This window comes from Serratia sp. 22278 (genome assembly GCF_052045405.1).
In the GTDB taxonomy this organism is placed as follows: domain Bacteria; phylum Pseudomonadota; class Gammaproteobacteria; order Enterobacterales; family Enterobacteriaceae; genus Serratia; species Serratia marcescens.
The window spans coordinates 1-23,157 of the sequence record NZ_JBQEOW010000012.1 but is presented as its reverse complement, the minus strand read 5'-3'; the positions used below and the strand labels follow the sequence as shown (position 1 = coordinate 23,157).

Here is a 23,157-nt window from a genome sequence, read left to right as displayed (position 1 = left end):
GTTTTCCGGGGGCGTTTTTTTTTACAGCGTGCTCGGGGTATCTTCCCAGTCGCGATCGTCATCCTTGGCATCCTGATCCAACACGTTGTAAGCCACGGCGCAAAACAGCGAGTTCAGGCGCTTCATGTCCCCCAACAATCCCAAATGCAGTGAACTGGTCTCGATGCTCTGCACGTTTTGCTGGTGCAAACGATCGACGTGCGCATGCGCGTAGCGGCGATCCAAAATGCGGAAGCGATGCTTGGAACGGCGCAGGCGTTTGGCGCTGGTGACGTCGCCGGACAGGAACACCGACAGCCCCAGGCGCAGGTTGCCGATCAGCCGTTCGTGCAGCCCGTCCAGCTCCGCCAACCCTTCCGCCGAGAAGGCGCGGCGCGCGGCGTGCGACTTGGCGCCCACGTCGCCGGCCATGCGCTCGATGATGTCGCCCGCCTGTTCCAGGTTAAGCGCCATTTCGATGATTTCCGCCCAGCGGCGCGAGTCTTCCTCGCCCAGATCTTCCTTCTGGATCTGCGCCAGATACAGCTTGATGGCGGTGTACAGCACGTCGACGTCATCGTCGAGGCGCCGCACCTCTTTATCGACTCCCTGCTTACCGTGCAGCACTTCACGTTGCAGGATCATCATGTGTTCCACCACGTCGCCCATGCGCAGCGTTTCACGCGCCGCGTTGGCCAACGCCAGCGTCGGCGTGTCCAGCGCGCTGGCGTCAAGATGGCGCGGCCTCATGCGCGGATCGTCGGCCGCTTCGTCGACGATCAGCCGTTCGCACAGCGTCGCCATCGGCCCGGCCAGCGGGATCATCACCAGGCAGCGGATCAGGTTGTAGAACACGTGGAAATAGATCACCAGCTCTTCGCTGCCGCCCGGCAGCTGAGCCATCAAATCCGCCAGATAGGAGACGAACGGCAGCACCAGTATGCAGCCCACCAGCTTGAACAGCAGGCTGCCGAGCGCCACGCGCCGCCCCGCGGCGTTCTGGCCGCTGGCGTTGATCATCGCCAACAGGCCGCTGCCGAGGTTGGCGCCGATCACCAGACAGAGCGCCACCTTCAGCGAAATCACGCCGGTGGCAGTCAGGGTAGCGGTCAGCAGCACCGCCGCCAGGCTGGAATAGCTGACAATGGCGAACAGCGCGCCGGTCAGCGCGTCCAGCATCACATCGCCGGTCAGCGATGAGAACAGCACTTTCACCCCGGCCGCCTGGGTGATCGGCGTGGCGGCGGCCACGATCAGCTCCAGCGCCAGTACGATCAGCCCGAGGCCGATCAGAACGCGTCCGATCTGGCCGATCCGCATCTGCTTGCGGCTGAGGAACAGGAAGACGCCGACCAGGATCAGCAGCGGCGACAGCCAGGAAAGATCGAAGGTCAGCACGCGCGCCATCAGCGCGGTGCCGACGTCGGCGCCGAGCATGATCACCAGCGCAGGCGCCAGCCCCACCAGCCCCTGTGCGACGAAAGAGGTCACCAGCAGCGCGGTGGCGTTGCTGCTTTGCACCAGCGCGGTCACGCCGATGCCGGAAACGAACGCCAGCGGTTTTTTCTCAACGCTGTCGCTCAACACGCGCCGCAGATTGGCGCCGTAAACCCGCATGATCCCGGTGCGCACGATGTGGGTGCCCCACACCAACAGCGCCACGGACGAAAGCAGGTGAAGAAGGGTCAGCACGGAAGATACGCTCCATTAACGCCCGGCCAAAGGAGGCTGATACCCGATGCTTGTCACGCGACGCAGAGAGGCGAGCCAAAGGATGACGGATACAGCGCGCGGTCCCGCCTGCCGGGCGTGGGTCTGGCAGGACAGCGGGCGGGCGGCAGACCGCAGAAGAGAAGGGTTAATGCGGCGGCGAGAAGGCCCCGGCGCCGCGCTGCGAAGTCATGCAACTTCCCGCAATACAACAGGTTCCAAGTGTAGCCCAATTTCCGCGCCGTCGGGCCGCAGGTCGGCCACCGAACGGTTGAGCACGTCAACCAGCAATTCTACCTCGCAAACCTGAATCCGATACCGTACCACATTCCCGAGCAAACTGTGACCCAGGATCACCCCGCCGATCCCCTGTCCCGCCGGCAACAGGACGATCGATTCGGGGCGGATCGCCACCTTGCCGACATAGCTGCGCCCGGTCAAGCGGCCGGCCTGTTCGGCGCTCAGCAGGTTGTAGTTGCCGATAAACCCGGCGGCGAAGGCATCCGCCGGCTGGGTATACAGGGTTTCCGCATCGCCGCTCTGCACGATCTGCCCCTTGTTCATCAGCACGATGCGATCCGACAGGGTCAGCGCCTCTTCCTGATCGTGAGTGACGAAGATCGCCGTCAGGTTCAGCTCGCGCTGAATGCGCCGGATCTGCTCGCGCAGGTGTTTGCGAATACGCGCATCCAGCGCCGACAGCGGTTCGTCGAGCAGCAGCAGACGCGGGCGAGTGACCAGCGATCGCGCCAACGCTACGCGCTGACACTGGCCGCCCGACAGCTGATGCGGATAGCGCTTCGCCAAATCGCTCAGCTCCACCAGCGCCAGCGCCTCCTGCACCCGCTGGCCGATCTGTCCGGCCGCCAGCTTCTGCATTTTCAGGCCGAAGGCCACGTTGCCTTCCACCGTCATATTGGGAAACAGCGCATAACTTTGAAACACCATGCCGATGCCGCGCTTTTGCGGCGCCAGCGGCACCAGATCCTGGCCCTGCAGCAAAATTTGCCCGCTGTCGACCGGGGTCAGGCCGGCCAGACAGCGCAGCAGCGTCGATTTGCCGCAGCCGCTAGGCCCCAGCAGGGTGACGAACTCCCCCTCTTCGGCGGTGAAATCGATATCCTGAAACACTTGGGTCTGGCCATAGTGTTTGTTCAGGCGGGTGACGTTGAGATAAGCCATCGGGTTAGCCCTTGTTTTTATTCAGCAGGTTCGCCAGCCAGGTGACGAGCAGCACCACGGCGAAATAAGAGATGACCAGCGCGCTGGTGAAATGCCCGCTGCCGTTGCGCATGTTGAACAGGTAGACCTGCAGCGTTTCATACTGGCTGCCCACCAGCAGGTTGGCGAACACGAACTCGCCGATCAGGAACGAAAACGACAGCAGCACGGCGATCGTTCCGCCCTTGCGCAGATTCGGCAACACCACCCACAGCGCCGCCTGCCAGGTGCTGGAGCCCAGCAGGTGCGCGGCGTCCATCAGATCGCGCAGGTTGATCGCCTGCATGTTGTTGCTGATGGCCCGGTAGATAAACGGCAGCGCGATGGTGAAATAACAGCCCACCAAAATCCAGGGAGTGCCGAGCAGCGGCAGCGGATCGGCGGCGAACAGCTGCATCAGCCCCACCGCCGACACCACCGGCGGCACGGCGAACGGCAGCAGAATCAGCACATTCATCACCGCGTCAAGCCTAGGGAAGTAGTAAGCGATTACAAACATCGCCGGCAGGATCACCACCACCGACAGCAGCAGCGTGCCGAAGCAGATCAGCAGCGAGTGCCACAGCGCCTGCAAAAAGCGCGGGTCGCTCCACAGCGCCGTCAGCCACTTCAGGGTAAAGCCGTCCGGTAAAATGGTGGCGCCCCACTGGGTGGCCAGCGCATAAATCAGCGTCGCCGCCAGCGGCAGCAGCAGGATCAGCAGCAGCAGGCCGGTCACCGTGCGGTGATAGAGGCGTTCAGCACGCGACATGAGCATTCTCCATCCGATTATGAGCGCGCATTGAGGTAACTCCTGCGCAGCATCCATTGGTGGATCACCGTGATAAACGCCATCATTACCACCAGCAGCATCGCCAACGCGCTGGCCAGGTTCGGATCGAGGGAAATATCCCCCGCCACCAGCGCCGAGATGCGGATCGGGATCACGTTGAAGTTGCCGGTGGTCAGCGCGTACACCGTGGCGTAGGCGCCCAGCGCGTTGGCCAGCAGGATGACGAAGGTGCCCATCAGCGCCGGCGCCAGCACCGGCAGGCCGATATGCCGCCAGTAGCGCCAGGGGCCGGCGCCAAGCAGCGCCGCCGATTCGCGCCAGTCGGCGCGCAGCGCGTCGAATGCCGGATACAGCAGCAGCACCCCGAGCGGGATCTGGAAGTAGGTATACAACACGATCAGGCCGCTCTTCGAATAGAGGTTGAAGCTCTCCATCAAACCGTATTTTCGCAGCAGCAGCGTCAGGCAGCCGTTCAGCCCCAGCAGAATGACGAAGGCGAACGCCAGCGGCACCCCGGCGAAGTTGCTGGTCATGTTGGTGAACGACATCACAAAGTCATGAAACCGGGTCTGGCCGAGCTGACGCAGTGAGTAACTGCCCACTAACGCAATCAGCAAGCCGTAGACGCTCGACCACAGCGAGATCTCCAGCGAGAACTGAAAGGCCTGCAGGTAGAACGGCGACGTGAGGATATCGACATAGTTGCTCCATCCCCAGCCGCTGCTCTCGCTGAAAAAGCTGTGAACCGCGATCCACACCAGCGGGGCGATCTGAAACGCGCCGAACAGCACGATAAACGGCAGCAGGCACAGCGCGGCGATCCATTTGGTTTTGCTGTTCATCGCGCATCCTGCGCCAGCAGCGCCCGGCAGCGCGGCTTGTCGTGCGGCGCCTGCAGCAGATCGCAGATCGTGCCGCACAGCTCGGTTTGCTGCGGATCGGCGTCATCCAGGCTGAAGCCCGCGCCGAATACGAACAGCGGCACCTGGCGCTCTTCCGGCAACACCCCGCCGTGGCTGCGATCGTCGTTCATGCCGTGGTCGGCGGTAACCAGCACCTGATAACCGGCCGCCAGCCACTCGGGCAGGTAACGCGACAGCGAACCGTCGGCGCGGCGCGCCGCGTTGCGGTACTGCGGCGAAGAGAGGCCAAAGCGGTGGCCGGCATCGTCGATGTTCATCGGGTGGATCAGCAGGAAGTCCGGCTGATGACGCTGGCGCAGGCTTTCGGCGTCGTCGAACAGATGGCTGTCGGGATAGCCGTCGTCGTAATAAAAATGCCCGTGCTGGATAGGCAGCTCGGGGGCGTCGGTATGGCGGTCGCGCGCGGCGTCGAACGGCGTGCGGTTATACAATTCGCTGAACCAATGATACGCGGCGGCGGCGGTGGTCAGCCCGGCGGCGCGCGCGTAATGAAACACGCTTTGTTGATGAGAAAGGCGCGAGACGTGGTTATGCACCACGCCGCTCTCCACCGGCGTGACGCCGGTGAGGATGCATTCATACAGCGGCCGGGAGAGCGAGGGCAACTCGCTCTCCAGCAGGTACAACCGCCCGCGTCCCGCCGCGCATTCGGCCTGCAGATACCCCATGGCGTCGTGCGCCACCCGGTAGTTGAGGCCGTCCAGCAGCACGAGGATCGTTTTCATGGTGCGTTAACTCACTGCTGCATAAACATAATGACGTTTTCCTGCCACAGGCGCGGCAGCGCTTTGGCGCTCTGTTCCCAGGCCGCCGGATCGGCGATCGGGTGCGCATTCTTGTACTGCTCGGCCGGCAGCAGCTTGGCCTTGACGTCGTCCGGCAGCGTCAGATGCTCGGCGCGGATCGGACGCGCATAGCCGCGCGCCAGGTTGATCTGGCCGGCGTCGGAGAAGATGTATTCGCGCGCCAGTTTGGCGGCGTTCGGGTGCTTGGCGTATTTGTTGATGATGGTGGTGTAGCCGGAGGTGATCGAGCCGTCCGACGGGATCAGCACTTCAAAACGGGTTTTGTCGATCTGGTCGCGGTAATTCAGGCCGTTGAAGTCCCACACCACGCCAACCTGCACTTCCCCTTTCTCCAGCGATGCGATCACCGGGTTACTCAGGCTCAGTCGGCCGGCCTTGGCCAGCTTGCCGAAGAATTCCAGGCCCGGCTTGAGGTTTTTCTCGTTGCCGCCCATGGCGTAGGTGGCCGCCAGCACGCCGCTGGCCGCCTGCGACGCGGTGCCGACGTCGCCGATGGTGACCTGATAGTTGCCCTTCAGCAGATCGGCCCAGCTGTGCGGGATGTCTTTCACCTGCTGTTTGTTGATGATAAAGGCGATGGTGCCGGTATAAGCCAGCGCCCAGTGGCCGTCTTTGTCTTTCGCCCAATCCGGCACCTGATCCCAGGTAGAAGGTTTGTACGGCTGCGTCACGCCCTTCTGTACCGCCACCGGGCCGAAGGCCGCGCCGACGTCACCAATGTCCGCCGTGGCGTTGTTCTTTTCCGCATCGAATTTGGCGATCTCCTGCGCGGAGCTCATGTCGGTATCGACATGCTTCAGGCCGTACTTGCTCAACAGATCTTGCCAGGTGCCTTTCCAGTTGGCCCAGCTGTCCGGCATGCCGACGCTGTTGACTTCGCCTTCTTTCTTCGCGGCCTGCTCCAGCGCCGCCAGATCGGTATCCGCGGCCCAGCTCATCTGGCTGGATAACACGATGGCACTGGTTAACACAGAAGCGCACAAACGTTTCATAACTGATGCTCCAGGTGGTAGTGTGGGGAGGGCTGGACTAGTCCAGTAAGGACCAAACCAATCTAACGGACGAATGTGATAATTATATGTCAGCTTAAAAAAGCGACAGTTTTATCACCCATTGCAACGGCGAAAACGCGACGCTGGTCTACCTTAAAGGCCAAACGCACTGAAACGGGACACCCGCTGTATGAGTGAAGCACCGACGACCGTCGCCACCATCTGCCAAACGCTGCACGCCCGCATCACCGCCGGCGAGTTCGCCGTGGGCGGCAAGCTGCCCTCCGAACGCGCCCTGAGCGAGCAATTCGCCACCACCCGCATTACCCTGCAGGAGGCGCTCGGCCAGTTGGAGGCGCAGGGCGTCATCTACCGCCAGGTGCGGCGCGGCTGGTTCATCTCGCCGCCACGTTTGATCTACAATCCGCTGCAGCGCAGCCATTTTCACGCCATGGCGCAGCAGCAGGGGCGCGCCGCGCATACCGAAGCGATCGACAGCGCGGTCGTCACGCTCGACGCGCCGCTGGCCGGCCGCCTGGCGCTGCCCTCCGGCGCCGAGGCCTATCGCATTCGTCGGCTGCGCTACATCGACGGACGTGCGGTGCTGTACTGCGAGCACTACCTCAATCCGGCCTATTTCCCCGGTATTCTGGACGAAGATCTGACCCAGTCGCTGACCGCGCTGTACGCCGCGCGCTACGGCATTCACTACGGCCGGGTGCGTTTCGACATGCTGCCTACCCTGCTGCCGCAGCAGGCCGCCGCCATGCTGAAGGTGACCTACGGCAGCCCGGCGCTGTTCATTACGCGGGTGAATCGCGATCAACATGACCGGGTGATCGATTGCGACCTGGAGTATTGGCGGTACGACGCGCTGCACATCGATGTGGAAGCGCTGTAAATGACAAGGGCGCATCGCTGCGCCCTTAAAGAGGAAAGTCAGTCGGCGTCGTAGCCGAGGTTTGGCGCCAGCCAGCGTTCGACCTCGCTCACGCTCATCCCTTTACGCGCCGCATAGTCTTCCACCTGATCGCGCTGGATCTGCGCCACCGCGAAGTACTTGCTCTCAGGATGGCTGAAGTACCAGCCGGACACCGCCGCCCCCGGCCACATGGCGAAGGACTCCGTCAGTTCCATGCCGGTGTGGCGGTTGACGTCCAGCAGCTGCCAGATGGTCGCTTTTTCGGTGTGCTCCGGGCAGGCCGGGTAGCCCGGCGCCGGCCGGATGCCCTGATAGTTTTCGCGGATCAGTTCCTCGTTGCTCAGGTTCTCGTCGGCGGCATAACCCCAGTGCAACTTGCGCACCTGTTCGTGCAGGTATTCGGCGAAAGCCTCCGCCAAACGATCCGCCAGCGCCTTGACCATGATTTTGTTGTAATCGTCGTGCTGTGCATCGTACGCCGCGGCCAGCGCGTCCTCCTCCAGTCCGCCGGTCACCGCGAAGGCACCGAAGTAGTCAGCCTTGCCGCTGCTTTTCGGCGCCACGAAGTCCGCCAGACAATAGTTCGGGAAGTCGGTTTTTTCCGTCTGCTGGCGCAGATGGCGACTCACCGCCAGCACCTCGCCGCGCTGTTCGTCGCAGTACACTTCCACGTCGTCGCCGACGCGGTTGGCCGGGAACAAACCGTAAACGCCGCGCGGGTTGAGGCTACGCTCGGCCGCCAGCCGATCCAACATCTGATTGGCGTCGTGGAACAGGCGCTTGGCCTCTTCCCCCACCACCTCATCCTCGAGGATGCGCGGGTATTTGCCCGCCAGCGACCAGGTCATGAAGAACGGCGTCCAGTCGATATAGTGGCGCAGCGTCTCGATGCCGGCCGACACCGGAAACACGCCAAGCTGCCGCGGCGCCGGCGGCTGATAGTCGGCCCAGTCCAGCGCCATGGCGTTGGCGCGCGCCTTCTGCAAATCGACCGGCGGCGTGCGCGGCTTTTTGCGCGCGTGTTGAATGCGCACCGTTTCATACTCTTTGCGGGTGCGCGCCACAAACTCGTCGCGCTGGGTGGCGGACAGCAGCGCCGACACTACGCCCACGGTACGCGAGGCGTTTTGCACGTAGGTGGTCGGGCCGCTGTAGTTCTGCTCGATTTTCACCGCGGTGTGCGCCTTGGAGGTGGTGGCGCCGCCGATCAGCAGCGGCAGCGTAAAGCCCTGGCGCTCCATCTCTTTGGCCACGTTGACCATCTCGTCCAGCGACGGCGTGATCAGCCCCGACAGGCCGATGATGTCGACGTTCTCCTCGCGCGCGGTGCGCAGGATTTTCTCCGTCGGCACCATCACGCCAAGATCGACGATTTCATAGTTGTTGCACTGCAGCACCACGCCGACGATGTTCTTGCCGATGTCGTGCACGTCGCCCTTCACCGTCGCCAGCAGGATTTTCCCCGCGGAGGTGCCCTGCTGCTTGCTGGCCTCGATGTACGGTTCCAGGTAGGCCACCGCCTGCTTCATCACGCGGGCGGATTTCACCACCTGCGGCAGGAACATCTTGCCCTCGCCGAACAGATCGCCGACCACGTTCATCCCCGCCATCAGCGGCCCCTCGATCACTTCGATCGGGCGTTCGGCCTGCTGCCGCGCTTCTTCGGTGTCCAGCTCGATAAACTCGGTGATGCCCTTCACCAGCGAATATTCCAGCCGCTTTTCCACCGGCCAACCGCGCCACTCCGCCTGCTGCACCGCCGCTTCGCCGTCTTTGCTGCCGCGGTACTTTTCCGCCAGCTCCAGCAGGCGTTCGGTGCCGTCCTCGCGACGGTTGAGGATCACGTCCTCTACCGCCTCGCGCAGCTCGCCAGGCAGATCGTCGTAAATCGCCAGCTGCCCGGCGTTAACGATGCCCATGTCCATGCCGTTGCGAATGGCGTGATACAGGAACACCGCGTGGATCGCTTCGCGCACCGGATCGTTGCCGCGGAACGAGAACGACACGTTAGACACGCCGCCGGAGATCATCGCGTGCGGCAGGTGGGTTTTGATGTCGGCGCAGGCTTCGATAAAGTCGACGGCGTAGTTGTTGTGCTCTTCGATGCCGGTGGCGACGGCGAAGATGTTCGGGTCGAAAATGATGTCTTCCGGCGGGAAGCCGACGCGTTCGGTCAAAATTTTATAGGCGCGGCGACAGATCTCGAACTTGCGCTCGCGCGTGTCCGCCTGGCCCACTTCGTCGAACGCCATCACCACCACCGCGGCGCCGTAGCGGCGCACCAGTTTGGCGTGATGGATAAAGGCCTCTTCGCCCTCCTTCATCGAGATCGAGTTGACGATGCCCTTGCCCTGAATGCACTTCAGGCCTTTCTCGATAACGGACCACTTGGAGGAGTCGATCATGATCGGCACCCGGGCGATATCCGGCTCGCCGGCGATCAGGTTGAGGAAACGCACCATCGCCGCTTCGGCGTCGAGCATCCCCTCGTCCATGTTGATATCGATGATCTGCGCGCCACTCTCGACCTGCTGGCGCGCCACGTCGAGCGCCTCGTTGTATTTCTCTTCTTTGATCAGGCGTTTGAAACGTGCCGAACCGGTGACGTTGGTGCGCTCGCCGACGTTGACGAACAGGGTGTTGGCGTCGATGGTCAGCGGTTCCAGACCGGCCAGGCGGCAGGCGACCGGGAGCTCCGGCAGCCGGCGCGGCGGCACGCCCTCAACCGCCTTGGCCATCGCGGCGATGTGTTCCGGCGTGGTGCCGCAGCAGCCGCCGATGATATTGAGGAAGCCGGCCTGCGCCCACTCCCCGACCTGGCGCGCCATCTCGGCCGCATCCAGATCGTACTCGCCGAAGGCGTTCGGCAAACCGGCGTTCGGGTGCGCGGTGACGTAGGTCTCCGAGATGCGCGCCAGCTCGGCGACGTACTGACGCAGCTCATCCGGCCCCAGGGCGCAGTTCAGGCCGAAGGTCAGCGGCTTGACGTGGCGCAGCGAATTGTAAAACGCTTCGGTGGTCTGGCCGGACAGGGTGCGGCCGGAGGCGTCGGTGATGGTGCCGGAAATCATGATCGGCAGTTCCACCCCCAGCGCTTCGAATTCGGTTTCCACCGCAAAAGCGGCGGCCTTGGCGTTGAGGGTGTCGAAGATGGTTTCGATCATGATCAGATCGACGCCGCCCTCCACCAGCGCGCGGGTCGATTCACGGTACGCCGCCACCAGTTCATCGAACGAGATGTTGCGGAACGCCGGATCGTTGACGTTCGGCGAGATGGACGCGGTGCGGTTGGTCGGCCCCAACACCCCGGCGACGTAGCGCGGTTTTTCCGGCGTGCGCGCCGTCCATTCGTCGGCGCAGGCGCGCGCCAGGCAGGCGGCCTGATAGTTAATCTCGGCGGACAGCGACTCCATGTGGTAGTCGGCCATGGCGATGGAGGTGGAGTTGAAGGTATTGGTCTCAAGGATATCGGCGCCCGCCTCAAGATAGGCGTAATGAATGGCGGTGATCACTTCCGGCTTGGTCAGCACCAGCAAATCGTTATTGCCTTTCAGATCGCTGCGCCAGTCGGCGAAACGCTCACCGCGAAAATCGCGCTCGTCCAGACGGTAGCTCTGGATCATGGTGCCCATGCCGCCGTCCAACACCAAAATGCGCTGCGCTAACTGGCGGCGCAGTTGTTCTACTCGATTCGTCACTGTAACCCCTTCCATTGCCATCCAGCCCATTGCTCAACTGCCGCAAACACCAACGAGTCATCCTAGCACAGCTTGTAAGGACAAAGGGCCAGGCGACAATTGAGAGTTTTTCAGGTTGTGCGCCAACACCTCCGATGAGCTGACGGCGGCTTGCAATTCATCGACAAAAAACGAAAATGAATTCCATCATACGGAAAAAGGAATCTCACCCATGGCCACCCCTGCTCCCGCCAAGCGCGGCAAGAAGCCCCGCGCAGCAGCCCCCGCCGCCAGTGCGGCGACCGGTCAGGTACAATCGTTGACCCGTGGCCTGAAACTGTTGGAATACATTTCGGAAGCCCAGGGCAACGTGGCGCTGACCGATCTGGCCCAGCAGGCCGGCCTGCCGAACTCCACCACTCACCGCCTGCTCACCACCATGCAGCAGCAGGGATTCGTGCGCCAGGTCGGCGATCTCGGCCTGTGGACCATCGGCTCGCACGCTTTTGTGGTCGGCAGTAGCTTCCTGCAAAGCCGCAACCTGCTGGCGATGGTGCATCCGACGCTGCGCCGCCTGATGGAAGAGTCCGGCGAAACCGTCAACCTGGCGGTGCTGGATACCAGCGAGTACCAAGCGATCATCATCGATCAGGTGCAGTGTACGGCGCTGATGCGCATGTCGGCGCCGATCGGCGGCAAACTGCCGATGCACGCCTCCGGCGCCGGCAAAGCGTTCCTCGCCACCCTGCCGGACGATCAGGTGACCAAACTGTTGCACAAGAAAGGCATGCACACCTACACGCCGCACACCCTGACGCCGCACAACCTGAAAGAGGGGCTGGCGCAGATCCGCAAACAGGGCTTCTCCTTTGACGACGAAGAGCACGCGCTCGGCCTGCGCTGTGTGGCGGCCTGCATCTTCGACGAGCACCGCGAAGCCTTCGCCGCCATTTCCATCTCCGGCCCGGTGTCGCGCATCACCGACGATCGCGTGATCGAGCTGGGCGCGCTGGTGATCCATGCGGCCAAAGAGATCAGCCTGGCCTACGGCGGCGTGCGCTGATCCCGCCCATCTGAGGGGCGCCCCAGCGCGCCCCTGCTTCCCTGCCATGCTCTGTTGTCAGCATGTAACAGGCTGTCGGCATCCTGTTTAGCACACAGGCAAAAAGCTTGAAGCCGATCACAGTTAACGATCCTCACGGCGAAAGCCCATTGCAACCGCTCAAACTTCCTTCGACAATGTTACCGATAACATGTTACCGGTAACAACCAGACTGAACGAAGGTAACGTCACCCGGTGTTTTGGAGCCAAGCCATGACCAACAATCAAAATCGCATTTACGTCGTTATGGGCGTTTCCGGCAGCGGCAAGTCCGCCGTCGCCGCCGCTGCGGCCCGCCAACTCTCCGCCGGCTTCCTCGACGGCGACTTCCTGCACCCGCGCAGCAATATCCTGAAGATGGCCGCCGGCGAGGCGTTGAACGACGACGATCGCGCGCCGTGGCTGGCCGCGCTCAACGACGCCGCCTTCGCCATGCAACGCACTAACAACGTGTCGATCATCGTCTGCTCGGCGTTGAAAAAGCAGTATCGCGACCGCCTGCGCGCCGGCAACGGCAACCTGTCATTCATCTATCTGCACGGCGAGTTCCCGGTGATCGAATCCCGCCTGGCGGCGCGCAACGGCCACTTCTTCAAGCCGCAGATGCTGGTCACCCAGTTCGCCGCGCTGGAGCAGCCGGGCGCCGACGAGAACGACGTGATGGCGATCGACATCAATCAGCCGCTGGACGCGGTGATCGCCGATACCGTGCGCCATATCCAGAGCTTCCTGCCGCAGGACGTGTGCGCGTGAGTACCGTAACGCTGGTCGGTACCGCAGTCGGCTCGGTTTTACTGCTGTTATTCCTGGTGATGAAGGCGCGCATGCACGCCTTCGTCGCGCTGATGCTGGTGTCCATCGCCGCCGGCATTTTCTCCGGCATGCCGCTGGAACACATCGCCGACACCATGCAGAAAGGCATGGGCGACACGCTGGGCTTCCTGGCGATCGTGGTGGCGCTCGGGGCGATGTTCGGCAAGATCCTGCATGAGGTCGGCGCGCTCGATCAAATTGCGGCGCAATTGCTGAAACGATTCGGACAAAGCAAGGCGCACTACGCGCTCGGCATCGCCGGCCTGATCTGCGCGCTGCCGCTGTTCTTCGACGTGGCGGTGGTGCTGCTGATCGGCATCGTGTTCGCCGTGGCGCGCCGCACCGACGGCAATATCGTCAAGCTGGCCATCCCGCTGTTCGCCGGCGTGGCCGCCGCCGCGTCCTTCCTGCTGCCGGGGCCGGTGCCGATGCTGCTGGCGTCGCAGATGAAGGCCGACTTCGGCTGGATGATCGCCATCGGCCTGGTGGCGGCGGTGATCGGCATGCTGATCGCCGGCCCGCTGTACGGCAGCTTTATCAGCCGCTTCGTCAACTGGCCAATGCCGCCGGAAGAGAACGAACCGACGCTGACCAAGGGCAATCTGCCGTCGTTCGGCTTTAGCCTGGCGCTGGTGCTGTGCCCGCTGGTGCTGGTCGGCATGAAGACTATCGGCGCGCGGCTGGTCACCCCCGGCTCGCAGCTGCAGCAGTGGCTGGAGTTTATCGGCCACCCGTTCACCGCCATCCTGCTGGCCTGCCTGATCGTGATTTACGGTCTGGCGAAACCGCGCGGCATGAGCAACGAACAGACCCTGGCCATCTGCTCCGCCGCGGTGCAGCCGGCCGGGATCATCCTGCTGATGACCGGCGCCGGCGGGGTGTTCAAGCAGATCCTGGTGGATTCCGGCGTCGGGCCGGCGCTGGGTGACGCCATGATCGGCGCCGGCCTGCCGATCGCCGTAGCCGCGTTCGCGCTGTCCGCCATGGTGCGGGTGATTCAGGGCTCGGCCACCGTCGCCTGCCTGACCACCGTCGGCCTGGTGCTGCCGGTCACCAGCCAGCTCGGGCTCAGCGGCGGGCAACTGGCCGCGCTGGCCATCTGCATCGCCGGCGGCTCCATCGTGCTGAGCCACGTCAACGACGCCGGCTTCTGGCTGTTCGGCAAATTCACCGGCGCCAACGAACTGCAAACGCTGAAAACCTGGACGGTGATGGAAACCATTCTGGGCAGCGTCGGCGGCGCCATCGGCATGATTGCATTCACGATGTTTTAAATCCCAAATCGCCCCCGGCCTTGCACACCAGGGCTGCAAATCACCCCCGGGGGCACCGCCACAGGCGGCGACTATAACAACAGCAATGTGAGGAAGGCATGATTAATCCAACCTTGTCCCGTGTCACACAGCGCATCATCGACCGTTCCCAGGCCAGCCGCGCCGCCTATCTGGCGCGTATCGAGGCGGCCCGCGCCCAAACCGTCCACCGCGCGCAGCTGGCCTGCGGCAACCTGGCCCACGGCTTCGCAGCCTGTCAGCCCGATGACAAGGCGTCGCTGAAAAACATGGTGCGCAGCGATATCGCCATCATCACCGCCTACAACGACATGCTGTCGGCCCACCAGCCGTACGAACACTACCCGCAGCGGCTGAAGCAGGCGCTGAAGGCGGTCGGCGCCGTGGGCCAGGTGGCCGGCGGCGTGCCGGCGATGTGCGACGGCGTGACGCAGGGGCAGGACGGCATGGAGCTGTCGTTGATGAGCCGCGACGTGATCGCCATGTCGGCCGCCGTCGGCCTGTCGCACAATATGTTCGACGGCGCGCTGTTCCTCGGCATCTGCGACAAGATCGTACCGGGGCTGGTGATGGCCGCCCTCTCCTTCGGCCACCTGCCCGCGCTGTTCGTGCCGGCCGGCCCGATGAGCAGCGGCCTGCCGAACAAGGAAAAGGTGCGCGTACGCCAGCTGTACGCCGAAGGCAAGGCTGACCGCCTGGCGCTGCTGGAGGCCGAGGCCGCCTCTTATCACGGCATCGGCACCTGCACCTTCTACGGCACCGCCAACACCAACCAGATGGTGATGGAAATGATGGGCCTGCATCTGCCGGGCGCCTCCTTCGTCCATCCTGACACGCCGCTGCGCGACGCGCTGAACGACGCCGCCGCGCGCCAGGTGACCCGACTGACCGATACCGCCGGCAACTACCTGCCGATCGGCCGCCTGGTGGACGAGAAAGTGGTGGTGAACGGCATCGTCTCGCTGCTGGCCACCGGCGGCTCCACCAACCTGACCATGCATCTGGTGGCGATGGCGCGCGCGGCGGGCATCATCATCACCTGGGACGATTTCTCGGAGCTGTCGGAGGCGGTGCCGCTGCTGTGCCGCATCTACCCGAACGGCCCGGCCGACATCAACCAATTCCAGGCCGCCGGCGGCGTGCCGCTGGTGGTGCGCGAACTGCTGCAACACGGCCTGCTGCACGAAGACGTGCACACCGTAGCCGGTTTCGGCCTGCGCCGCTACACCCAGGAACCGTGGTTGGACAACGGCCAACTGGTGTGGCGCGAAGGCGTGGCCGGCTCGCTCGACGCCAGCGTGATCGCCAGCGTCACTCAGCCGTTTGAACATCACGGCGGCACCAAAGTGATGGCCGGCAACCTGGGCCGCGCGGTGATGAAAACCTCGGCGGTGCCCGCCGACAACCAGATCATCGAAGCGCCGGCGGTAGTGTTCGACAGCCAGCACGACATCGTGCCGGCGTTCGAAGCCGGCAAGCTGGATCGCGATTGTGTGGTGGTGGTGCGTTTCCAGGGGCCGCAGGCCAACGGCATGCCCGAGCTGCACAAGCTGATGCCGCCGCTGGGCGTGCTGATGGATCGCGGCTTCAAAGTGGCGCTGGTGACCGACGGCCGCCTGTCCGGCGCCTCCGGCAAGGTGCCTTCCGCCATCCACGTCACCCCGGAAGCCTATACCGGCGGCCTGCTGGCGAAAGTGCGCGACGGCGATCCGATCCGCGTCAACGGCCGCAGCGGCGAGCTGCAGGTGCTGGTCGACGCCGACGAACTGGCCCGGCGCACGCCATGCCAACCCGATCTGAGCGCGGAACACATCGGCTGCGGCCGCGAGCTGTTCGGCGCGCTGCGCAGCCAGCTGTCCGGCGCCGAACAGGGCGCCTGCTGCATCAAATTTTAATCGATAGCCTGGCCGCATCGCCGCCTGGCGGCGGCCACAGAGGAGAACGTCAGCATGAACAAGTGGACAACAAGCGCCGAGCAGATCCTGACGGCGGGGCCGGTGGTGCCGGTCATCGTGATCAACAAGCTGGAATATGCGGTACCGCTGGCGAAAGCGCTGGTCGCCGGCGGCGTGCGGGTGCTGGAGGTGACGCTGCGCACCGCCTGCGCCATGGACGCCATTCGCGCCATCGCCCAAGAGGTGCCGGAAGCGATCATCGGCGCCGGTACGGTGATCAATCCGCAGCAGTTGCGGGAAGTGACCGAAGCCGGTGCGCAGTTCGCCATCAGCCCAGGCCTGACCGACGAGCTGCTTAAGGCCGCCACCGCCGGTTCCATTCCCTTGATCCCGGGCATCAGCACCGTTTCCGAACTGATGCAGGGCATGGATTACGGCCTGCGCGAGTTTAAATTCTTCCCGGCGGAAGCCAACGGCGGCGTAAAAGCGCTGCAGGCGATCGGCGGCCCGTTCCCGCAGGTGCGTTTCTGCCCGACCGGCGGCATCTCACCGGACAACTACCGCAGCTATCTGGCGCTGAAAAGCGTGCTGTGCATCGGCGGCTCCTGGCTGGTGCCGGCGGACGCGCTCGAAAGCGGCGACTACGCGCGCATTACCGAACTGGCGCGCGCCGCCGTCGCGGGCGCTCAGGCCTGATTTACATCGCAGCGGTGGCGGCCGGCAGCGCCGCCCCGCTGCGCTGGCTGAACCGCTGCTTCTTGCGATAAGCGAATACGTCTTCCACATGCCCTTCGCGGATGCGCTGCTGCAACCCGCGCCAATACTCCGCGGTAAACAGATCGCTGTGCAGCTCTTCAAACATCTGCCGAATGCGCCGATCGCCGCACAGAAAGTGGCGGAACTCTTCCGGGAACACGTCGTTGGGCGCGATGCTGTACCACGGCTCGCTGGCCAGTTCATCTTCCGGATAACGCGGCGGCGGGATATCGCGGAAGTTGACCTCGGTCATGTAGCAAATCTCGTCGTAGTCGTAGAACACTACCCGCCCGTGGCGCGTCACGCCAAAGTTCTTGAACAGCATGTCGCCGGGGAAGATATTGGCGGCGGCCAGCTGTTTGATGGCATTGCCGTACTCTTCAATCGCATCGCGCATCTGCTGGTCGTTGGCCTGCTCCAGATACAGATTCAGCGGGGTCATGCGCCGTTCCATATACAGATGTTTGATCACGATGCGATCGCCAAGATCTTCCAGCTTGCCCGGCACTTCGCGCCGCAGCTCCGCCAGCAGTTCCGGGCTGAGGCGCGCCTTGTCGACGACGAAATTCTCGTACTCCTGGGTATCCGCCATGCGCCCGACGCGATCGTGCTCTTTCACCAGCTGATAGCAAGCCATCACCTGCGCCTGCGTCACCTCTTTTTGCGGGGCGAATTCGTCTTTGATCACTTTAAACACCCGATCGAAGGACGGCAGGGTAAACACCAGCATCACCATGCCCTTCACCCCTGGCGCAATGATGAACTGCTCCTGCGAGTGCGCCATAAAAGTCAGGTATTCGCGATAGCATTCGGTTTTGCCGTGCTTCTGGCAACCGATCGCCATGTACAGCTCGGCGGTGGTCTTGCCCGGCAGGATCTCGCGCAGCCACTCCACCATCGCCGCTGGCAGCGGCGCGTAGACCATAAAATAAGAGCGGGCGAAGCCGAAGACGATGCTGGCCTCGGCCTTACCGGTCAGGCAGGCGTCGATAAACAGCGCGCCCGACTCGCTGTGGTGGATCGGCAGCAAGAACGGATAAACGCCGTCGGCCAGGCGCAGCTTGCCGACCAGCCAGGCGGCCTTGTTGCGATAGAACAGCTCGTTGGCGATCTGGAAGGTCGCCCCCGTCAGGTGCTGTGGGCTGAAGGCGCGTTGCAGCGCCTGGGTGATATAGCGAATATCGCGCGTCAAATCCTCCCACGGCAACCGCAGCGGCAGATCGCTCAAGATGCTGCGCAGCATCGCCGGCAGATCGCCATTGGGGGTAAAATCGCGCGCCAGCGGACGCGGAATGTCGCGAAAGCGCCGTTCCGGCTGCGAACTGAACACGAACAGCTTGTCCGGCGTCAGATCGCGGTGCTTGAACAGCCGGCAATAGACCGAGTTAAAGAAGCTTTCGGCGATCTCGAAACGCGGGTAGTCCGGCAACAGGTCGATATAGACCGCTTTGACCCGGCTGGGGAAGTCGGCGTCGAAATATTTCTGCCCGGTGATGCATTTGAGCTGCTCCACCACCAGGCCGACGTGATGGTCGTACAGATGGATGCGCTTTTTCATCGCCTGCTGCACCGCCGGCCAGTCCGCCTGCTCGAAGCGCTGCTGCGCGCCGGCGGTCACTTCCAGAAAGCGGCCGTACTGCGCATCGAAGCCTTGCAGGATCGTCTGTGCGATCAACAACTCCAGTTTTGCCGCCATCCTTCCCCCCCGCCAGAAAAAGAAGCCTGCGCATGCAGGCTCCGGTGAAACGTCTTCAAGCTTGCCGCATCAGAACTGCTGTTCTTCCGTCGAACCGGTCAGCGCGGTGACCGAAGAAGCGCCGCCCTGAATGATGGTGGTGACTTTGTCGAAGTAGCCGGTGCCCACCTCTTGCTGGTGCGACGCGAAGGTGTAACCGCGATCCACCGCGGCGAACTCCGCCTGCTGCACCTTCTCGACGTAGTGTTTCATCCCTTCGCCCTGCGCATAGGCGTGCGCCAGGTCGAACATGTTGAACCACATGCTGTGGATCCCCGCCAGCGTGATGAACTGATACTTGTAGCCCATGTCCGACAGCGCCTGCTGGAAGCGGGCGATGGTCTGGTCGTCGAGGTTTTTCTTCCAGTTGAACGACGGCGAGCAGTTGTAGGCCAGCAGCTTGCCCGGGTATTTGGCGTGAATGGCGTCGGCGAAGCGCTGAGCGGCATCCAGATCCGGCGTTGAGGTTTCGCACCACACCATATCGGCGTAAGGGGCATAAGCCAGGCCGCGGCTGATCGCCTGTTCGACGCCGGCATGGGTGCGGAAGAAGCCTTCCGCCGTGCGCTCGCCGGTAACGAAGGCGCTGTCATACGGATCGCAATCGGACGTCAGCAGGTCGGCCGCATCGGCGTCGGTACGGGCGATCACCAGCGTCGGCACGCCGAGCACGTCGGCCGCCAGCCGAGCGGCGACCAGCTTCTGGATCGCTTCCTGCGTCGGCACCAGCACTTTGCCGCCCATATGACCGCATTTCTTCACCGCCGCCAACTGGTCTTCGAAGTGCACCCCGGCGGCGCCGGCGGTGATCATCGCTTTCATCAGCTCAAAGGCGTTCAGCACGCCGCCGAAGCCGGCTTCCGCATCGGCGACGATCGGCAGGAAGTAATCGGTGTAGCCTTTGCTGCCCGGCTCAATCTGGTTCGCCCATTGGATCTGATCGGCGCGGCGGAAGGTGTTGTTGATGCGCTCGACCACCTTCGGCACCGAGTCCACCGGATACAGCGACTGGTCAGGGTACATGGCCGCCGCGCTGTTGGCGTCAGCCGCCACCTGCCAGCCGGACAGGTAGATAGCCTCGACGCCGGCTTTGGCCTGCTGCAGCGCCTGGCCGCCGGTGAGCGCGCCAAGGCAGTTCACGTAGCCTTTGCGCGCCTTGCCGTTCAGCAAGGCCCACAGTTTGGCGGCGCCGTTTTGCGCCAGGGTGCATTCCGGGTTGACCGAACCGCGCAGATTGATCACGTCTTCGGCGCTGTAAGGGCGGGTGATGCCTTCCCAACGGGCCGATTTCCATTCCTGTTCCAGCTGCTGGATCTGTTGAGAGCGAGAGGTAGACATAATTTTTATCCTTTCAGTCATGTAGGGTTGATTGGGAAAGTTCAGGCCAGCAGCGCATAGCCGGGCAACGTCAGGAAGTCGATTAATTCATCTTGCGTGGTGATGCGCTCCATCAGGCGCGCCGCCTCTTCGAACCGGCCGGCGTTAAAGCGCGCTTCCCCTACTTCTTCACGCACCACCAACATCTCTTCTTGCAACATCTGGCGGAACAGCGCCTTGGTGACCGGGCGCCCGTCGTTCAGGCTCTTCTCATGGTGGATCCACTGCCAGATAGAGGTACGGGAGATCTCCGCCGTCGCGGCATCTTCCATCAACCCATAGATAGGCACGCAGCCGTTGCCGGAGATCCAGGCTTCGATGTACTGTACCGCCACGCGGATATTGGCGCGCATCCCCGCTTCGGTGCGTTCGCCGTCGCACGGTTCCAGCAGCTGCGCGGCGCTGATTGGCGCATCCTGCTCACGCATCACGTCCAGCTGGTTCTGGCGATCGCCCAATGCGTTGCCGAACACCTCCATCACCGTGTCCGCCAGCCCCGGATGCGCCACCCAGGTGCCGTCGTGGCCATTGTTGGCTTCCAACTCTTTGTCCGCCCGCACCTTGTTCAGCACCCAGGCGTTTTTCTCAGCGTCTTTGCTCGGGATAAACGCCGCCATGCCGCCCATAGCGAAGGCGCCGCGCTTATGACAGGTTTTGATCAACAGGCGTGAATAGGCGCTGAGGAAAGGTTTCTCCATGGTCACCGACTGACGATCCGGCAGCACGCGATCGCCGTGATTCTTCAGCGTTTTGATGTAGCTGAAGATGTAATCCCAACGGCCGCAGTTCAGGCCGACGATGTGATCACGCAGGTGATAGAGGATCTCGTCCATCTGGAACACCGCCGGCAGGGTTTCGATCAACACGGTCGCCTTGATGGTGCCGCGCGGCAGATCGAATCGATCCTCGGTAAAGCTGAAGACATCGCTCCACCAGGCCGCTTCTTCCCAGGACTGGGTTTTCGGCAGGTAGAAATACGGGCCGCTGCCCTTGGCCAACAGCTGGCGATAGTTGTGATAAAAATACAGCGCGAAATCGAACAGGCCGCCGGGAATGGCTTCATCACGCCACAGCACGTGTTTTTCCGGCAAATGCAGGCCGCGCACGCGAGCGATCAACACCGCCGGATTCGGTTTCAGCTGGTAGATCTTGCCGGCTTCATTGGTGTAGGAGATGGTGCCGTTAACCGCATCGTGCAGGTTGATTTGACCGTCGATGACTTTATCCCAGCTTGGCGCCAGGGAGTCTTCGAAGTCCGCCATAAACACTTTTACGTTGGCGTTAAGCGCATTGATCACCATCTTGCGTTCTACCGGCCCGGTGATCTCGACCCGGCGATCGCGCAGGTCTTGCGGAATGCCGCGGATCTGCCAGTCGCCTTCACGAATGGAATTTGTTTCCGAAATAAACCCAGGCAGCTCGCCGCGATCGATATTTTGCTGCCAGCGGGCACGCGCCGCCAGCAGCTCATTGCGCCGCGGCGTGAATTTCCCCACCAGTTCCGCCAGGAATTCAACCGCTTCATCCGTTAATACCTGGCGCTCCGCAGCGGCGAAACCCTGGGTAAACCTTAACTCCGTGCCTGCTATCTGTTGCGTCATGACCTTGCTCCTTCCCATCATTGCGCCCGAGCGATCGGCGCATTTTCATCAGAAATCACTGTGGATCAGGGCGGATGAAACGATCCTAAACTGGTCAGATCTCATCCCGATAGCTCTAAGAATACTCAACAAAAAATAAAAATCAAAAACCATTTCCATTTTATTATTAAATATTTTATTAACACTTTATTATCAATTGGTTAGAACAAATAACATAACTAATGGGTAAGGAAATCGGTTCCAATAGAATCGCAAAGACAGGCTAACGCGCTGTTGGCCAATGGTTTTTTGGAAAAAGTGGCGGGTAAAAAGAGGATCGTACAGAGGATCAACAGCGCGGCGGCCTCGATTCAGCCGCCGGCAGGCAGGAAAGATCAGTCGAGAGTCGGATTCATATGGCGCAGATCGTAAGGCGTGATCTGGTACACGTAATAGTTGAGCCAATTGGAGAACAACAGGTGGCCATGGCTGCGCCAGGTGGCTTTCGGTGTCAGTGCGGGGTTGTCATCGGGGAAGTAGTTGAGCGGTACGGCAGGATCGAGGCCAGCTTCGTTGTCGCGACAATACTCCCCGGCCAGGGTCAGGGCATCATACTCAGGATGGCCGGTGACAAATGCCAGGCGCTTATCCCTGCTGGCGAACAGGTAGGCGCCGGCCTGCTCGGATTCGGCCAGAATATCCAGGTCGGTATATTGGCGAATCACCTCGGTCGGGAAATCGGCATAGCGTGAATGCGGCGCCAGGAAGCTTTCGTCGAAGCCGCGCGTCAGCAACGCATGCTGCTGCAGCGTTTGGTGCGGATAAACGCCGGAGAGCTTCACTTCGCGCGTCATCTTGGGAATGCCGTACAGGATATTCAACGCCGCTTGTACCGCCCAGCACACGAACAGCGTAGAGGTGACATGGTTTTTGGCCCAGTCAATGACCCGTTCGATCTGCGGCCAATAGGCAACATCGCAGAAATCAACCAGCCCCAGCGGCGCGCCGGTGACAATCAGGCCATCGAAGTTCTCATTCTGGATATCCTCGAAGTCGCAGTAGAAGTTGTTCAGATGCTCGGCCGGCGTGTTCTTCGATTCGCGGCTGTCGATGCGCAGCAGCTGGATATCAATCTGCAGCGGCGAGTTGGACAACAGACGCAGAAACTGGTTTTCCGTTTCGATCTTCTTTGGCATCAGGTTGAGGATCAGCACTTTCAGTGGCCTGATTTCCTGTGTTTTTGCCCGCGAGGATGTCATCACGAAGACATTCTCACCGCGCAAGAAATTGACCGCAGGTAACTCATCAGGAACACGAATCGGCATTGCTTAACCCTCACATATCCATTTATACGTTTAGACTTCTAGATGCCCGAAGATAGCGTTTTTTTCCGTCGCTGTCGAGCATTCAGCGGAAAGGTGAAAATGTTTCATTGCGCGAGCTGCGTCAGGATCTTGGCAGGGAGGATGAGAGGTACTGAAAGCAAAAAGGCCATCCTTTCGGATGGCCTCTTGGCTTATTTGATGCTTGGCAGTGTCCTACTCTCGCATGGGGAGACCCCACACTACCATCGGCGCTACGGCGTTTCACTTCTGAGTTCGGCAT

General features: G+C 62.2%; 17 protein-coding genes and 1 rRNA gene. 6 read left to right on the top strand and 12 right to left on the bottom strand.

Annotated elements, in window-relative coordinates:
• Nucleotides 1-21: 21 nt before the first annotated feature.
• The 6 genes from ACTJJ6_RS19145 to ACTJJ6_RS19120 form a co-directional block, all read right to left on the bottom strand.
• Nucleotides 22-1,671 (bottom strand): Na/Pi cotransporter family protein, encoded by a 1,650-nt coding sequence (locus ACTJJ6_RS19145; protein ID WP_016930295.1) that lies wholly within the window; start codon nt 1,669-1,671, stop codon nt 22-24.
• 207 nt (nt 1,672-1,878) lie between these two features.
• Nucleotides 1,879-2,871 (bottom strand): ABC transporter ATP-binding protein, encoded by a 993-nt coding sequence (locus ACTJJ6_RS19140; protein ID WP_049299934.1) that lies wholly within the window; start codon nt 2,869-2,871, stop codon nt 1,879-1,881.
• Between the two features lie 4 nt (nt 2,872-2,875).
• Complete coding sequence (locus ACTJJ6_RS19135) at nt 2,876-3,661, bottom strand: ABC transporter permease (RefSeq protein ID WP_440803862.1); 786 nt, start codon at nt 3,659-3,661, stop codon at nt 2,876-2,878.
• Between the two features lie 17 nt (nt 3,662-3,678).
• Nucleotides 3,679-4,524 carry an ABC transporter permease gene (locus tag ACTJJ6_RS19130; RefSeq protein WP_337055543.1) on the bottom strand — a complete coding sequence of 282 codons (846 nt, stop codon included), beginning with the start codon at nt 4,522-4,524 and terminating at the stop codon, nt 3,679-3,681.
• Nucleotides 4,521-5,330, bottom strand: coding sequence for an alkaline phosphatase family protein (locus tag ACTJJ6_RS19125; RefSeq protein WP_016930299.1), 810 nt, complete (start codon nt 5,328-5,330; stop codon nt 4,521-4,523). Before ACTJJ6_RS19125 ends, ACTJJ6_RS19130 begins: the two co-directional genes overlap by 4 nt.
• A gap of 11 nt (nt 5,331-5,341) precedes the next feature.
• On the bottom strand, nt 5,342-6,403 hold the full coding sequence (locus tag ACTJJ6_RS19120) for an ABC transporter substrate-binding protein (RefSeq protein WP_016930300.1): 1,062 nt from the start codon (nt 6,401-6,403) through the stop codon (nt 5,342-5,344).
• A gap of 190 nt (nt 6,404-6,593) precedes the next feature.
• On the opposite strand from ACTJJ6_RS19120, the gene ACTJJ6_RS19115 reads away from it, so the two are divergent.
• On the top strand, nt 6,594-7,304 hold the full coding sequence (locus ACTJJ6_RS19115; protein ID WP_004936656.1) for a UTRA domain-containing protein: 711 nt from the start codon (nt 6,594-6,596) through the stop codon (nt 7,302-7,304).
• A gap of 38 nt (nt 7,305-7,342) precedes the next feature.
• On the opposite strand, the gene metH is transcribed toward ACTJJ6_RS19115, so the two are convergent.
• Nucleotides 7,343-11,038 (bottom strand): methionine synthase, encoded by a 3,696-nt coding sequence (gene metH, locus ACTJJ6_RS19110; protein ID WP_337055546.1) that lies wholly within the window; start codon nt 11,036-11,038, stop codon nt 7,343-7,345.
• A 196-nt stretch (nt 11,039-11,234) separates the two neighbouring features.
• Between metH and iclR the strand changes: the two genes are divergently transcribed.
• The 5 genes from iclR (at nt 11,235) to ACTJJ6_RS19085 (ending at nt 16,800) form a co-directional block, all read left to right on the top strand.
• Nucleotides 11,235-12,065: a glyoxylate bypass operon transcriptional repressor IclR gene (iclR, locus tag ACTJJ6_RS19105; protein ID WP_004936648.1), complete on the top strand. Its 831-nt coding sequence runs from the start codon at nt 11,235-11,237 to the stop codon at nt 12,063-12,065.
• Nucleotides 12,066-12,317: 252 nt separating this feature from the next.
• Nucleotides 12,318-12,857 carry a gluconokinase gene (gene gntK / locus ACTJJ6_RS19100; protein ID WP_004936645.1) on the top strand — a complete coding sequence of 180 codons (540 nt, stop codon included), beginning with the start codon at nt 12,318-12,320 and terminating at the stop codon, nt 12,855-12,857.
• Nucleotides 12,854-14,191 (top strand): gluconate transporter, encoded by a 1,338-nt coding sequence (gntU, locus tag ACTJJ6_RS19095; protein ID WP_015379253.1) that lies wholly within the window; start codon nt 12,854-12,856, stop codon nt 14,189-14,191. The genes gntK and gntU overlap by 4 nt, the downstream gene beginning before the upstream one ends.
• 98 nt (nt 14,192-14,289) lie before the next feature.
• On the top strand, nt 14,290-16,104 hold the full coding sequence (edd, locus tag ACTJJ6_RS19090; protein ID WP_440803868.1) for a phosphogluconate dehydratase: 1,815 nt from the start codon (nt 14,290-14,292) through the stop codon (nt 16,102-16,104).
• 54 nt (nt 16,105-16,158) lie between these two features.
• A complete protein-coding gene (locus ACTJJ6_RS19085; RefSeq protein ID WP_016930304.1) occupies nt 16,159-16,800 on the top strand; it encodes a bifunctional 4-hydroxy-2-oxoglutarate aldolase/2-dehydro-3-deoxy-phosphogluconate aldolase in 642 nt (213 codons plus the stop codon).
• Between the two features lies 1 nt (nt 16,801).
• On the opposite strand, the gene aceK is transcribed toward ACTJJ6_RS19085, so the two are convergent.
• From aceK to rrf, 5 genes are all read right to left on the bottom strand, one after another.
• Nucleotides 16,802-18,556 carry a bifunctional isocitrate dehydrogenase kinase/phosphatase gene (gene aceK / locus ACTJJ6_RS19080; protein WP_239044025.1) on the bottom strand — a complete coding sequence of 585 codons (1,755 nt, stop codon included), beginning with the start codon at nt 18,554-18,556 and terminating at the stop codon, nt 16,802-16,804.
• A gap of 69 nt (nt 18,557-18,625) precedes the next feature.
• On the bottom strand, nt 18,626-19,933 hold the full coding sequence (gene aceA / locus ACTJJ6_RS19075; protein WP_004936630.1) for an isocitrate lyase: 1,308 nt from the start codon (nt 19,931-19,933) through the stop codon (nt 18,626-18,628).
• A 41-nt stretch (nt 19,934-19,974) separates the two neighbouring features.
• Nucleotides 19,975-21,573 carry a malate synthase A gene (gene aceB, locus ACTJJ6_RS19070; RefSeq protein WP_016930307.1) on the bottom strand — a complete coding sequence of 533 codons (1,599 nt, stop codon included), beginning with the start codon at nt 21,571-21,573 and terminating at the stop codon, nt 19,975-19,977.
• A 374-nt stretch (nt 21,574-21,947) separates the two neighbouring features.
• The gene (gene metA / locus ACTJJ6_RS19065) at nt 21,948-22,877 is read right to left on the bottom strand and encodes a homoserine O-acetyltransferase MetA (RefSeq protein WP_004936623.1); all 930 of its coding nucleotides are present in this window, start codon (nt 22,875-22,877) and stop codon (nt 21,948-21,950) included.
• Nucleotides 22,878-23,077: 200 nt separating this feature from the next.
• Nucleotides 23,078-23,157 (bottom strand): 5S ribosomal RNA (gene rrf / locus ACTJJ6_RS19060); the annotation flags it as partial.

Coding starts and splice junctions, on each gene's coding strand:
- ACTJJ6_RS19140 (WP_049299934.1), bottom strand. CDS start 2,871: ATGGCTTATCTCAACGTCACCCGCCTGAACAAACACTATGGCCAGACC.
- ACTJJ6_RS19135 (WP_440803862.1), bottom strand. CDS start 3,661: ATGTCGCGTGCTGAACGCCTCTATCACCGCACGGTGACCGGCCTGCTG.
- ACTJJ6_RS19130 (WP_337055543.1), bottom strand. CDS start 4,524: ATGAACAGCAAAACCAAATGGATCGCCGCGCTGTGCCTGCTGCCGTTT.
- ACTJJ6_RS19125 (WP_016930299.1), bottom strand. CDS start 5,330: ATGAAAACGATCCTCGTGCTGCTGGACGGCCTCAACTACCGGGTGGCG.
- ACTJJ6_RS19120 (WP_016930300.1), bottom strand. CDS start 6,403: ATGAAACGTTTGTGCGCTTCTGTGTTAACCAGTGCCATCGTGTTATCC.
- ACTJJ6_RS19115 (WP_004936656.1), top strand. CDS start 6,594: ATGAGTGAAGCACCGACGACCGTCGCCACCATCTGCCAAACGCTGCAC.
- metH (WP_337055546.1), bottom strand. CDS start 11,038: ATGGAAGGGGTTACAGTGACGAATCGAGTAGAACAACTGCGCCGCCAG.
- iclR (WP_004936648.1), top strand. CDS start 11,235: ATGGCCACCCCTGCTCCCGCCAAGCGCGGCAAGAAGCCCCGCGCAGCA.
- gntK (WP_004936645.1), top strand. CDS start 12,318: ATGACCAACAATCAAAATCGCATTTACGTCGTTATGGGCGTTTCCGGC.
- edd (WP_440803868.1), top strand. CDS start 14,290: ATGATTAATCCAACCTTGTCCCGTGTCACACAGCGCATCATCGACCGT.
- ACTJJ6_RS19085 (WP_016930304.1), top strand. CDS start 16,159: ATGAACAAGTGGACAACAAGCGCCGAGCAGATCCTGACGGCGGGGCCG.
- aceK (WP_239044025.1), bottom strand. CDS start 18,556: ATGGCGGCAAAACTGGAGTTGTTGATCGCACAGACGATCCTGCAAGGC.
- aceA (WP_004936630.1), bottom strand. CDS start 19,933: ATGTCTACCTCTCGCTCTCAACAGATCCAGCAGCTGGAACAGGAATGG.
- aceB (WP_016930307.1), bottom strand. CDS start 21,573: ATGACGCAACAGATAGCAGGCACGGAGTTAAGGTTTACCCAGGGTTTC.
- metA (WP_004936623.1), bottom strand. CDS start 22,877: ATGCCGATTCGTGTTCCTGATGAGTTACCTGCGGTCAATTTCTTGCGC.